Below are 13084 nucleotides of genomic sequence, written 5' to 3'. Positions count from 1 at the left end.
GGACAGCCCCGGCTGAAGCCGGAGACGATGCCGGCAACCGCTCTGCTGGAGCGGTTGCTTGCCAAATGGAATGACCCCCTCGTCCTTGACGGGCGCACACTCCGCTATGATTTTCCACAGAATATGGACACGCCGGTCACCGCGGACGTCTACTATTTGGGCAGAGCAGTCGACAATGTGCTGGATAATGCGGTGAAATACTCTTATCCGGGTTCCTCTATTACCCTGGAGGCCCGGATGACGCCCCGCTCCCTGCTGCTGCATGTGAGCGATTGCGGAATGGGCATACCGCCGGAGGCGCTGAAGCATGTATTCGACTCCTTCTACCGGGTCGATCCTGCGCGCAACAGCGGCGTTCCCGGAAGCGGGCTAGGGCTGGCGATTGCCCGCGAGGTGCTCCATCTGCACGGCGGCGAAATTCACGCCTCCTTGAACGGGAATCCCGGGTGCACGTTCACGATTGAAATTCCGCTGGGGGAAGCAGAGCGGGACGCTATGCGGATTAGCAAAGACCCCGTCAGGCGTAATGCCTGACGGGGAATTTTCAGCAATAGCCAATGGGTCGATCCACACAAAAGCCCCTTGTATCCAGCAGCTCCCCAAATGAAGGTCCCGCCTAGTGGCCCCACCAGAAATCCGAGAGATATAAGCGAACGTAAGGCCGACATCGCAAAAATCTTGTCATCGGACCCGCTGGCATTTGCCGATTCCTGCGCATAGGCGTAGATTTGCGGGATGACAGCAATGAGAAGCATAAAGAAGTTATGATCCACTTCCGGTCCTGTCCGCGATCCGAACGTTTGGCAATAAGCGAATTCACCACCACACCGCTTAATGAGCTGACTGCCATAAACACGCCAAAGGCTCCCGCACTCATCCCAAAATCTTCGGTGCAATACAGAGCCAAATACGGCGCTGTAATCGAAAATCCGATCCCGGTCAGCAGCATGCAAATAACGAATAAACGATATCCCTTGATCGCCAACAGATTTTTTAACCGTGTAAATAGCTTGTATTCCTCCCTGGCTCTCAATAGCAGTGCTGCGCCAACTCCAGTTCCGTTAATTTATCAATGTGAGCAGCCAGGCGGACGGGCATCCCGCCTAGCTCAGATTCCCCAGCACCGGATGAGGCACATAAGGCTCCTCCAGGCTCGCCATTTCGTCAGCATCCAGCTTCACCGACAGCGCGGCAACGGCATCCTCCAGGTGATGGGCCTTTGTTGCGCCGATGATCGGGGCGGTTACCGGCTCCTTGTGCAGTACCCACGCAAGCGCAACCTGCGCGCGCGGAATGCCCCGTTTGGCGGCAATTTCGGCAACTCGCTCCACAACCTTGCGGTCGGCATCGGCCATTTTCGAATAAAAAGCTTGTCCGGCTGCGTCCTTCTCTGAACGGGCGGTTTGGTCATCCAAATCCCGGGTTAGCCAGCCTCTGGCAAGTGGACTCCACGGAATGACGCCGATTCCCTCTTCGCGGCAAAGCGGCAGCATCTCCCTCTCTTCTTCCCGATACAATAAATTGTAGAGATTCTGCATGGAGACAAACTTGGTCCAGCCGTTGCGCTCAGCAGTATGCTGGGCTTTCAGGAACTGCCAGGCATACATGGAAGACGCTCCGATATATCTGACCTTGCCTGCCTTGACTACATCATGGAGCGCCTCCATCGTCTCTTCAATCGGCGTCGTGTTATCCCAGCGGTGGATCTGGTACAAGTCAATGTAATCCGTACCCAGCCGTTTCAGGCTGTTATCAACTTCGCTCAGGATCGCCTTACGGGAAAGTCCAGCACCATTTGGGCCCGGACTCATACGGAAAAATACCTTTGTCGCGATGACCACCTCATCCCGGCGTGTATATTCCTTCAGGGCGCGTCCGACAAATTCTTCGCTTGTTCCATCGGAGTACACATTCGCCGTATCGAAAAAGTTAATCCCAAGCTCCAGCGCTCTTTTAATGAAGGGTCGGCTTTCCTCTTCATTCAGCGACCAGGGAGCCATTCCGCGTTCGGGCACCCCATAACTCATGCAGCCAAGACATATCCGTGAGACTTCCAGACCGGTACGACCAAGTTTGACATAATCCATAAATGGCACAACTCCTTTGTTTGGTATAGGCTTCACTCCGCCCCGAATCGGGCATACCCTTATTATCCAATAAATGAAAAAGAACCGTTATCCCATTCATCTTAAATGCTTGCCTAATCCTCTCACTCCCATTAACGCCACTGGCGCAGATGCTTTATAATTGAGCAAGAGAACACCAACAAGGAGGAGCCTATGTCTGAGGAAATACGAGACCAGAGGGATGAACTCGTCAAACGGATCGAGCGGCATACCGGCCGGGACGGAGTTCACAAGACCGCGATTCCCTCTTTATATTTTTTTCGCAACTCTAATCTGACCAAGCCGGCCCACAGAGTGTACAACCCTTCCCTATGCTTTATCGCTCAAGGTTTAAAAGAGGTGCTGCTGGCACAGGAGCGGTTCGAGTACGGTCCGGCAAACTACCTGATTTCATCCATGAATCTGCCGGTGATGAGCCAGGTCATCAAAGCTTCTCCCCGCATTCCGTATTTGAGCTTCAGGCTTGAATTTACGCAGAGTCAGATTCTGGAGGTTATCAATGATTCCGACATCCAAATCGCTTCGAAAGGAAATGCCAAGCGAGCCTTGTTTGTCGGCAAGATAGAGAGTTCTATACTGGATGCAATACTCCGGTTAACCCGTTTGCTGGACAATCCGAAAGACATTCCGTTCCTTGCTCCCATTTACACCAAAGAAATTCTATACAGGCTTCTGCAAGGGCAATACGGCGCTGCTCTCGCCCAAATTGCTATGGAGGGAAGCAGCACCTACCGAATCCGGTACGCGATCGAGCAAATTATCCATAACTGTGATAAGCCTTTGCGCATTGAAGAGCTTGCCGACACAGCCAATATGAGTATTTCTACGTTTCACCGGCACTTCAAAGAGGTCACCGCGATGAGCCCGATTCAGTTTCAGAAACAGCTGCGCTTGCAGGAAGCCCGGCGCCTTCTGCTGTCCGAGTCGGCGGACGCCGCCGATGTCGCTTTCCGGGTAGGCTACGAAAGCGCATCCCAATTCAGCCGGGAGTATTCCCGTATGTTCGGCGCTCCGCCAAGAGCGGACATCAAGCGTCTGAAGGAAAAATATGACCGCCGCCTGGACGCATGATCCTCCTGTCCGGCGGTGGAAATCCACCCTCACTTCATCGCTATACTACCACTGGACGAGCGGGTAGAGCTAAACGAGACCGCCGCAATACAGGCAGCAACCGCGACAGACGCCGCCCCGGTCCAACTGACCGCCGGCATCGATGCGCTTCTCACGGCAATCCCCCCGATTCCGGCGGCCGCAGCGATGCTCAGCTGCAAAATGGAACCGTACAGGCTGAGCATGATTCCCGATGCCTCCGGAGCGAGCAAGACCAGATTATACTGCATACCTGGGCCGGATGACCAGGCCGAGAAAGCCCACAGCATCATGAGCGGAATGGCAGCAGAGGCTGATCCGGCAATCGTGGACAGCAGCACAAGAGCAATGACATGGACAACCATGCCGCCCACAAGCGTCCGGGGGATGCCGATCCGGTCCGTCAGGAATCCACCGAACTTGGAACCTATTAGCGTAGCGATGCCGAAGGCAAAGAGAGCAGCGCTCACTTCCCGTTCGCTCATCCGTGGGACGGTTAACAGGAAAGGGGCGATATAGGAGAAGAGTACCGCATATCCTAATTGCCAGAAAAATATTATACCAAGGCCGATTACAATTTTCGGATTCTTCAAAAGAGTGAGCTGCTTGCCCAGAGGGACGGCTTCCTCGCCATTTGTGGCCGGAAACATTCGCGCCACAGTGAAGATGGCCAGCAGGCTGAGAATACCGATCCCCCAGAAGATGACCCTCCAATCGTAAGCTGCGGCCACAACCCGGCCAATCGGAACCCCGGCGATAAGGGCGGCACTGGCCCCTGTGATAACGGTGGCAATCGCCCCGGCCCGGCGTTCAGGTGAAGCCAGCCTTGACGCAAGCGTCTTGGCGATGGTGGCAAAAACCCCGCTTCCTACAGCAAGCAGAACGCGAGAGAAGATGAGAAAACCGAAGCCGGGAAGGACGATTGTCAAAACGCTGCCGAGCATAATGGTAGCGAGCGACAGCATTAATAGCTTACGCCGATCCATTTTCGCCATCGCCATCATTACAACAGGCGTGCCGATTGCATTGGCAACCGCGAATGCCGTAATTAGCTGTCCTGCCGACGATACCGAAATATGGGCGGAGGCCGCTACCTTGTCCAGAATACCTGCAATGATGAACTCCGATGTAGCGGTCATGAAGGTAATGAAGGCCAGCAAGTAAACTTTCCAGGTGTTGTTCATTGTCAGGTCCACATCGGCAGCAGCGTTTCACCGCGGTCCGTTGCGGGTGCGGGAGCAATCGAAAGCGAAGAGATTTCATCGCGCCATTCCGGAGTCATGTCCACATCAGCCGCAGCGAGCGAATCCTCAAGCTGCTCCAGATTTCTTGCCCCGATAATCGGCGCCGTTACCGCAGGATGCGACATCGCCCAGGCGACGGCCAGCGTCGAGGGCTTCACGCCACGCTCCGTGGCATAGGCGTTAAAGCGGTCGGCTACGGCAAAATTCATCTCATCCGCGTAGCGGTCCGTATATCTCTTCTCCTCAACGAGCCGCCCTTGCTCCGGCCGTCTGTTCACTCCATATTTGCCTGTAAGAAGTCCGGCTCCGAGCGGGCTGTAGGAAATGACCCCTATTTGTTCGGAAGCGGCGAGCGGTAAAATTTCGACCTCGGCCTGACGTTTAACCAGACTATACATCGGTTGGATCAATTCAAACCGGGCAAGCTGCTCTTTTGCGGAAATCCCCAGTGCCTTGGCAATCTGCCAGGCCGCCCAGTTGCTTACCGCCGGATGGAGAATTTTACCCTGTGCCTGAAGGTCGTCAAGCGCGCGGAGCGTTTCTTCCACCTTGGTCTTCTCATCGAACATATGCACAAAGTAAAAGTCGATGCGATCCGTCTTCAACCGCCGCAGACTATTCTCAACTTCGAGCAGGATATGGCGGCGGGAGAGTCCCCCGGCATTGATATCTTTTCCCATGGGATAGAACACTTTGGTGCTCAGTACGATCTCGTCCCGGCATTCCGCGATACACTCCCCCAGGATTTCTTCGGACCGCCCTCCACTATATACATTCGCCGTATCAAAAAAGTTAATCCCGGCTTCCCGGCAGCGCTTGAACATCGCTTTGGACGTCTCTTCATCCGCGTTGCCGCCAAAAGACATCGTGCCAAAGCATAAATTCGAGACCTGGATTCCTGTTCTTCCAACTGTGCGGTATTTCAAGCTAAAACCTCCCTTATTTCCCTTTCACAAACACTTCCTTGGCAACCCTAATAGCTGACATCGCTTTCGGCCACCCCGCGTAAAAAGCAAGATGAATAATGACTTCTTTCAGCTCTGCTTCCGACAGTCCGTTCTCTCTGGCCTTGTTCAAATGAAATCCCAGTTGCTCCGTATTCCCTCCGGCGATCAGACTGGCTACGGTAATCAAGCTGCGGTCGCGCGGAGCCAGCTCCTTGCGTTCCCAGACATCGCCAAACAGAACATCATCGGTAAGCTCCACGAGTTTCGGGGCAAAATCTCCGATCGCTCTTTGTGCGCCTGTAAGCTCTTGTTCATTTGACATGGACGATCCCCTCTTTTCATTAATTTTCGGGAAATAATGATTGTTGATACATTAATGAACATTCGTCTATAATTATAAACAGATACAGAACAGCTTCAATTGTTAATTGAGCGCAATTTGTTCATTACTGAACAGATACTCTATAGATGTGAATTATTTTTCAAGAAAGCATGGTGACCTTGCAATGTCCAAAGTGGACCGAAGAATACTCAAAACGCAGGAAGCGCTAAAAAAAGCTGTAATTGAATTGATGTCGGAAAAAAATTTCGATGACATTACGATCCAGGATCTTTCCGACAGGGCGAACGTGAGCCGCGGAACGATCTACCTTCATTACATGGATAAATTTGATTTGCTGGATAAGCTCATTGAAGAACATATTGACGAGCTGCGGAAGCTGTGTGAATCGGCATGCCAATTGGATTTTATCGAGGCGACGCTGATCTTCTGCGAATACTTCGAAAGCCATTATTCCTTCTTTTCGCTGATGCTGGCGAGCAAAGGGGCTCCTTACTTCCGCAATCGGTTCCTTGACTTCCTGATCGAAGAGTTCCGGAAAGAAGTGGACATAAACGGAGGGAAAAACCAGGGGCTGCATGAAGAGCTTATCGTCAGGTTCGTTGCGTCGGCTTACGTCGGGGTGGTGGAGTGGTGGTTCATGAATGATAAACCTTTCCCGCATGATGTCTTGGCCAGACAACTGGGGACTTTATTAGAAAGAAATATATGATCTGTTCATTAATGAACAAATACGGCGGATTTAACAATTGTATGTCGTATGGATATGTTTATAATACTAGACAGATGTGCATTAAAGCATCAATGTTTTTTATCTTCAAAAGAAAAGGAGCAGAGAACAAATATGTGCCAAACTCGTGTTCTAAGTGTCCCCAGCGCAAAAGCGCCATTTGAAAAAACTACGATTGAGCGGAGAGCCTTACGCCCGCATGACGTCCTGATCGATATTCAGTTTAGCGGGATTTGCCACTCCGACATCCACAGCGCCTTCGATGAATGGGGCGGCGGAATCTTCCCCATGGTTCCCGGTCATGAAATCGCTGGTATTGTATCGGCCGTAGGAACAGAAGTGACCAAATTTGCGGTTGGCGATCGCGTGGGCGTTGGCTGCTTTGTTGACTCCTGCGGGGAATGCGAATACTGCCTTAAGGGTGAGGAGCAATATTGTACGAAAGGCTTTGTCGCTACCTACAACGCCCTGGACTATGACGGCAATCCGACCTACGGCGGATACAGCCAAAAAATAGTCGTAACGGAACGATTCGTTGTCCGTATTCCGGACAGTCTGGAGCTGAATGTAGCAAGCCCTCTGCTATGTGCAGGCATCACGACATACTCTCCTTTGAAGCACTGGAACGCCGGTCCGGGCAAGAAGGTCGCCATTGTGGGAATGGGGGGGCTTGGTCATCTGGCGATCCAGTATGCGCATGCCCTGGGCGCTGAAGTCACCGTCTTGAGCCGGTCGATCGATAAAAAAGAGGAAGCCCTGAGCTTTGGCGCCGATCATTATTTTGCAACCAGCGATCCCGCCACATTCAAAACATTGGCCAGTCAGTTCGACCTCATCTTAAATACCGTGTCTGCAAATCTCGACGTTGATGCGTATTTGTCGCTGCTTCGCATCGATGGAACGCTTGTCAATGTCGGCGCGCCGGCCGAACCGGACAAGTACCAGGTATTTTCCTTGATCATGGGCCGCCGCAGCATTGCCGGCTCACTCGTCGGCGGAATCCGGGAAACGCAAGAGATGCTCGATTTCTCTGCGGAGCACGGCATTGCCCCCAAAATCGAGGTGATTCGCGCGGACCAGGTAGACGAAGCATATCAGCGCGTCCTCCGCAGCGATGTGCGTTACCGGTTCGTTATTGATGTATCTACCTTGTAATTTTGTTCTGATGAAAGATGGGTTAGCCCGCTTAGGTGGGTTGACCCATCTTTTTTTCTGGAATCCAATGAACGATTTGTGCAGCAGAGAAAAATATGCGCATTTGCCAAGGGCTATTTAGAGGCCGGAGGAAGTCAAAAAACTTATGAAACCGAAGATCAGAAAACTTATGAAACCGGAGATCAGAAAACCTGAGATTCTGCATCTTTTGATCGCCTGAGATTAGCTATGTATAACATGCCTACGGAAATACAGGTTTTTCTCCGCTCCGCCTCAAATTCAATCAGCACAGCCTCAAATCCCTGTATAATTGCAGGATTTCTTTGAGAAAAAACGTTTTTGATCGAAAAAAGCTGCACTTTAGCTGTTTTGCAATGATGCTGAACTAAAATCATAACCAACCTGACCTGTCCCTTGATGTTAGAGCGATTGCCCTAATTCCTAGCTTGGTTTGATGGAGGAATGCCAAAGGCTATTTCAGAGGGCAGCGGAACACCTGGGTTTTCTTTTTCCAAAAAAAGGTATGGAAAGCCGCCTTATGTAAAAAAATATCCCCGTTGTCCCCGGGCGCCTGTCGGCAGTCGTTTGGCTTAAAATCTAAAAGACCCTTGGCTCATCACTCATTCTGATGAATCAAGGGTCTCATTCTGTCCCAAACATGTACTGCACATTGATTATTCATCAAAGAGGATAAACTCACGATATTTTCGTGCAATTACATCTAATATCACCTCTAACCCGATCAATGAATGAACGCCTTGCCTTTGATGACTTGGCAACGGGGTTGCTTCAAAAAAGAATGAATGGTCGGCATGCTCAGCCAAAAAATTACTTCCGAATTTAGTAATGGCCGCAATCGTTACCTTTTTAATTTTTAACGCCCGAACGACATCCTTTATCATTTCGGTTTCGCCGCTAAACGAAGTAAATATAACCAAATCCTCTTCCGTTATGATCGAACTATTAATCGCCAGGTTTGTCTCGCCTGAAATCAATATATTTTGCCGATTCGCGATCATTAAATCCTTGGAGAATTCCTTCGTGAAATTATTCTGTGAGAAACCGGTGGCATATAGAAAGACCATTCGCGCCTTCTTTAACTTCTCCAGAAAGGGCTGGAAATTCGTTTGCTCCACATATCGAAAAATCCGGTCCAAATCCTGTTTTAATAACAGAGTCAAATCACTGGGTTCAAGTGAGGATAGGGTCATGTCCGACCGAAGAGCATACTTCAACTCTGAGAATCCATGATATCCCAGCTTTTGTGCCAAGCGAAGCACCGAGCTTTTTGAACTAAGCATGGTCTCGCCTAATTCGATAATGTTCATCCTAATGACATCCTGGGGCCGACTGATTATGAATCTTACCATTTCTTTTTCAGAATCGGTCAGGTTGTCATAGTTTATTTTAACGCGCAAGTCAAAATCCATAAGGCTTCTCCTTGTGATATCAAGAATTCATAGTATTATTATCGATTTTTAGTATACTACACTACGAAAAAGACCAGTAAGAGAAAGTCCCTACTGGTCCAGTCCGTTCTTTTATGGTTCAATAAAATAAATTACCGCTTCATACGGGCGAAGTTCCAGATCATGCAGCTCTTTCTTAGTATCCGGATAATTCGATAATAATAATCTCCCGGATGAATTCTTCAGCTCTTCAGGCAGCTTGTAATTCACCTTGCTCTCAGAGAAGGAGCAGATTACTACCAATTTCTGCCTATCCAGGGTACGCGTATATCCGTAGACAGCGGAATCGCCCGGATTAATCAGTTCATACACTCCGTCAACCACGACCGGCAGCTCTTTCCGCAGGCGAATTAATTCTTTGTAATGGTAGTACACCGAATTGGGGTCTGCCAGGCAATCCTCCACATTGATCCAGGCATTGTCCGGGCTGAACTCAATCCACGGTGTTCCGTTTGTAAATCCATACGGCGCTGTTCCATTCCACGGCATCGGTGTGCGCGCATTATCGCGGGATTTCAGGAAAATGGACTCTTTAATGTACTCTTCCGGAAGTCCTTTGTCCTCAAATTCTTCCTTCATACAGTAAGTTTCAATGTCTTTATATTGATCCAGGGAAGCGAAGCGGACATTGCGCATTCCCAGCTCCTCCCCTTGATAAATATAGGGCGTGCCTTTCATCATATGAAGGAGGGTTCCCAGCATTTTCGCGGATTCTACGCGATAGCCCGTGTCATTTCCAAAGCGCGTAACCGCCCGAGGCTGATCGTGGTTGCTCCAATAAAGCGAGTTCCACCCCTTGCCTTCCAGCTTGTGCTGCCACTCCGTCATGATGTCCCGTAAATCGCTCATCTTATAGCGAATGTCTGAAAACTTTCCATAGGGTCCATAGTCCAGGTGCATGTGATCAAAATGGAAGACCATATTTAATTCTTCCCGCTCCGGGTCTGTATATAATATCGCCTGATCACTGTTGGTATTGGCTGTCTCTCCCACAGTCATAATATTGTATTTGCTCAGCACCTCCCGATTCATTTCATGGAGAAACTCATGAACGCGCGGTCCGTTAGAGGCGCCGATGTAATACGATTTGGTATAGATTGCGTCATCCGACGCATCCGGCCAATCCTGACGTTTGCTAATCAAGCTGATGACATCCATCCGGAAACCGTCGATGCCCGTCTCGAACCAGAATTTCATCATATCATAAATGGTTTCACGAACCTTGGGGTTCTCCCAGTTCAAATCAGGCTGTTCTTTAGCAAACAGATGCAGATAATATTGTCCGCGGCTCTCGACATACTCCCAAGCCGGACCGCCAAACGTCGAGCCCCAGTTCGTGGGCGGGCTTCCATCTTCCTTGGGATCCTTCCAAATGTAAAAGTCCGAAAATTCATTGTCGCGGGATTCACAAGACTTCTTAAACCATTCATGCTGATCGCTTGTATGATTAACCACCAGGTCCATAATAATCTTGATGTCCAGGCGATGCGCTTCATCCAGCAACCGTTTGAAACCCTCCATGGTTCCATATTCGGGATTAATCTTGTAATAATCTGCAATGTCATATCCATTGTCCACCAGCGGCGATTGGTAAATCGGATTCAGCCAGATCACGCTGATGCCCAAATCCGCCAAATACGGGAGCTTCTCAATGATTCCGTTTAAATCGCCGATTCCGCTTCCGGTTGTATCTTTAAAGCTTTGCGGATAGACCTGGTAAACGACGCTTTGCTTCCACCAATCTTTTTCATTCATCATCTTACTCATCTTCTTCATCATCCTTTGGCATATTGGCGACGAAGTCATTTACATAGACTAACTGTTCCCTTGCTTCTTGCACGGCATTAAGTATCTGATCCGCTGTTAAATATTCATCCTCGGGCTGCACCAGTACAGAGATGATAACCGGTAAATTTATTCCCGCTATGATGTGAAAATGCGGACGGTCTAAATACGCTGCAAAGGCCTGATTTACCGATCCCCCGAGCAGGTCCGTAAATACCACTACCTCATCTTCTTCCCCAACATCGCCCAATAATTCCTTAACTTCTTCCTTAACCGGTGTGTTGGTCAGGTAGGCTGACAGGGCATGAACATTACCGATACCTTTACTTATATAGTTTAGCGTGTCTTTTATGCCTTCTGCCATTTTTTCATGGCTTGCAATGATAATTTTTCGCATATGTTTCGTTTCCCTTCTATTCTGCATAAATTAAACGCCCAAAATTCCCAAGTATGAACAGATCAACGCCAATGCAATGACCATAAAGATTATATGAGTGATGCTGAATTTCTTCGACGCGATCAATTTATAAACGACAATGGTTAAAGCAGCCGGCAGCAATGCAGGCATAATTTTGTCCAGAATTTCTGTTTGAATGGGCAGCGTGACTTCCCCCGTTTGATACTTAAGCAGAACATTCATTTTCACAACGGACGGGATCAATGCGCCGACTACCGTTAAGCCCATGATGGAAGCCGCTTCAGTAAAGACATTTAATCGGTCGCCAAGGGCGGTTATTAATTTCAAACCGGAGGTATGGCCCACATCGAACAATTTAATACGAAGAATGAAAAATACAATGTTTAACAACAGCCAAATCATTGCGCCTATCGGGTTGCCTTGCAGCCCCATATACCCGGCAATAGAGCCCATAATGGTTGGATATAATACCCAAACAAGCGTATCTCCAACACCGGCAAGCGGTCCCATCATCCCTGTCTTAAAAGCTTGAACCGCTTCCTTTGACTCAATTCCATCTTTCTGCTCCATCGCCACAGAGGCTCCTAACAGGAGATTGGCCATCCAGGTCGTAGTATTGAAATAGTTAAAATGATTATTTAACGATGCTTTATAGTCCTCATCTTTTTTATATATTTTTCGCAAAACCTTGCTCAGTCCGAACACAACCGCCGGAGCCTGCTGGTTCTCGTAATTAAAGGTGTTGCAAGCCATGAACATATACCGGATGGCCGCTGACCGAATATCTCTTTTCGTTACCTGATTTGTTGCCGGCTCTGTGTTACTCATCGAATTCGTCTCCTTCAACTGAGGTATTGCCGCTCCCCGCCGCTGCGGGTGTACTATTCATTTTTTGGGTGAAGTAATAATAGGCAAAGGCGAAGCCTAGAATGGCAATCCCCAGGATCGGCAAGCCCAGATATGCGGAAATCACGAATCCGATCAAGAGCATCGTCAGGTATTTCTTCACTGGCATAAACTGAAGCAATAAGGCAATCCCGACTACCGGCAGCATAGATCCGGCTATGGATAATCCGTCTGTGAACCATTTCGGTACGACATCGAGCAGCACCCTTACGATTTTATCTCCGAATATGACACAGAGTAAGGTTGGAACCGCTGTCGTTAACCCGAAAATAAGCGGGCCAATCCAGAAAATACGGTTCATTTTCCCGAATTTCCCTTCGTTTAAAGCCTTTTGAGCAGCATGCGAAACATAGGAATTGAGTATCTTGCCCAGCACATCCAATTGAATACCGAGCATTCCAACAGGTACGCCGACCGCTAAGGCAATAGCTTTCGCATTCTCAATATCATTGGTGGTACGGAGGGCTACATAAATGCCAACCAGCGTTGCAAGACCATAATTGGGTACGGAGGACCCGCCGATGTTCGCTACTCCCAGGGCCATTAATTGGAAGGTGCCCGCTATTACCATTGCTGTCGCAACATCTCCCATAATCAGCCCGGCAATCATTCCGATAATGGAGGGAAACCAGGTCGTAATGACAAAGCCTTGTTGGTCAAGAACCATCCAGAAGGCCAATGCAACAATAAGTACCGCTTGTATAATCTCCATGTTTTATCCTCTTCCTGCCTGGTTATTTAATATAGGTTTCCAATGGTTCTTCCGCATCTCCCGGCACAAAGTGGAAGGTGACTGGAATTCCCTTTTCTTTTAAAGCTTTTAAATCGGCGACTTCCTTATCATTGACCGAGACCATCTTCTTGACTGTTGTTTT

Annotated in this window: 13 protein-coding genes; 4 read left to right on the top strand and 9 right to left on the bottom strand. The window is 49.2% G+C overall.

The features are described from left to right. A partial coding sequence (locus L692_RS0114440; protein WP_025700886.1) for a sensor histidine kinase occupies nucleotides 1-534 on the top strand: 534 nt, incomplete at its 5' end. Between the two features lie 569 nt (nucleotides 535-1103). Here the strand turns inward: L692_RS0114440 and L692_RS0114435 are convergent. Further along, nucleotides 1104-2087, bottom strand: a complete 984-nt coding sequence (locus L692_RS0114435) for an aldo/keto reductase (RefSeq protein ID WP_025700885.1) — start codon at nucleotides 2085-2087, stop codon at nucleotides 1104-1106. A 192-nt stretch (nucleotides 2088-2279) separates the two neighbouring features. Between L692_RS0114435 and L692_RS0114430 the strand changes: the two genes are divergently transcribed. Continuing rightward, entirely contained in the window at nucleotides 2280-3197 is a 918-nt protein-coding gene (locus L692_RS0114430; RefSeq protein WP_025700884.1) for an AraC family transcriptional regulator, read from the top strand. 29 nt (nucleotides 3198-3226) lie between these two features. Here the strand turns inward: L692_RS0114430 and L692_RS0114425 are convergent, their stop codons facing one another. From L692_RS0114425 to L692_RS0114415, 3 genes are read right to left on the bottom strand one after another with little or no spacing between them, the layout of a single operon-like run. Beyond that, nucleotides 3227-4399: an MFS transporter gene (locus tag L692_RS0114425; RefSeq protein ID WP_025700883.1), complete on the bottom strand. Its 1173-nt coding sequence runs from the start codon at nucleotides 4397-4399 to the stop codon at nucleotides 3227-3229. Between the two features lie 2 nt (nucleotides 4400-4401). Beyond that, entirely contained in the window at nucleotides 4402-5385 is a 984-nt protein-coding gene (locus tag L692_RS0114420; RefSeq protein ID WP_025700882.1) for an aldo/keto reductase, read from the bottom strand. 13 nt (nucleotides 5386-5398) lie between these two features. Further along, entirely contained in the window at nucleotides 5399-5728 is a 330-nt protein-coding gene (locus L692_RS0114415) for a carboxymuconolactone decarboxylase family protein (RefSeq protein WP_025700881.1), read from the bottom strand. Between the two features lie 184 nt (nucleotides 5729-5912). On the opposite strand from L692_RS0114415, the gene L692_RS0114410 reads away from it, so the two are divergent. Next, on the top strand, nucleotides 5913-6458 hold the full coding sequence (locus L692_RS0114410; RefSeq protein WP_025700880.1) for a TetR/AcrR family transcriptional regulator: 546 nt from the start codon (nucleotides 5913-5915) through the stop codon (nucleotides 6456-6458). Between the two features lie 132 nt (nucleotides 6459-6590). Continuing rightward, nucleotides 6591-7631: an NAD(P)-dependent alcohol dehydrogenase gene (locus tag L692_RS0114405; RefSeq protein WP_025700879.1), complete on the top strand. Its 1041-nt coding sequence runs from the start codon at nucleotides 6591-6593 to the stop codon at nucleotides 7629-7631. A gap of 674 nt (nucleotides 7632-8305) precedes the next feature. Here L692_RS0114405 and L692_RS0114400 read toward each other — a convergent pair. From L692_RS0114400 to L692_RS0114380, 5 genes are all read right to left on the bottom strand, one after another. Further along, a complete protein-coding gene (locus tag L692_RS0114400) occupies nucleotides 8306-9061 on the bottom strand; it encodes a MurR/RpiR family transcriptional regulator (RefSeq protein ID WP_025700878.1) in 756 nt (251 codons plus the stop codon). A gap of 111 nt (nucleotides 9062-9172) precedes the next feature. Then, a complete protein-coding gene (locus L692_RS0114395) occupies nucleotides 9173-10858 on the bottom strand; it encodes an alpha-glucosidase (RefSeq protein ID WP_051503505.1) in 1686 nt (561 codons plus the stop codon). Between the two features lies 1 nt (nucleotide 10859). Next, nucleotides 10860-11282 carry a PTS sugar transporter subunit IIA gene (locus L692_RS0114390; RefSeq protein WP_025700876.1) on the bottom strand — a complete coding sequence of 141 codons (423 nt, stop codon included), beginning with the start codon at nucleotides 11280-11282 and terminating at the stop codon, nucleotides 10860-10862. A 30-nt stretch (nucleotides 11283-11312) separates the two neighbouring features. Next, the gene (locus L692_RS0114385) at nucleotides 11313-12131 is read right to left on the bottom strand and encodes a PTS system mannose/fructose/sorbose family transporter subunit IID (protein ID WP_025700875.1); all 819 of its coding nucleotides are present in this window, start codon (nucleotides 12129-12131) and stop codon (nucleotides 11313-11315) included. Then, nucleotides 12124-12921, bottom strand: coding sequence for a PTS mannose/fructose/sorbose/N-acetylgalactosamine transporter subunit IIC (locus tag L692_RS0114380; protein ID WP_025700874.1), 798 nt, complete (start codon nucleotides 12919-12921; stop codon nucleotides 12124-12126). The genes L692_RS0114385 and L692_RS0114380 overlap by 8 nt, the downstream gene beginning before the upstream one ends. Between the last annotated feature and the right edge of the window lie 163 nt (nucleotides 12922-13084).

It is taken from the genome of Paenibacillus forsythiae T98, from assembly GCF_000520735.1.
Classification (GTDB): Bacteria; Bacillota; Bacilli; order Paenibacillales; family Paenibacillaceae; genus Paenibacillus_AQ; species Paenibacillus_AQ forsythiae.
Note: the sequence above shows the minus strand (reverse complement) of the source record. Positions and strands in the feature narration are given on the sequence as shown.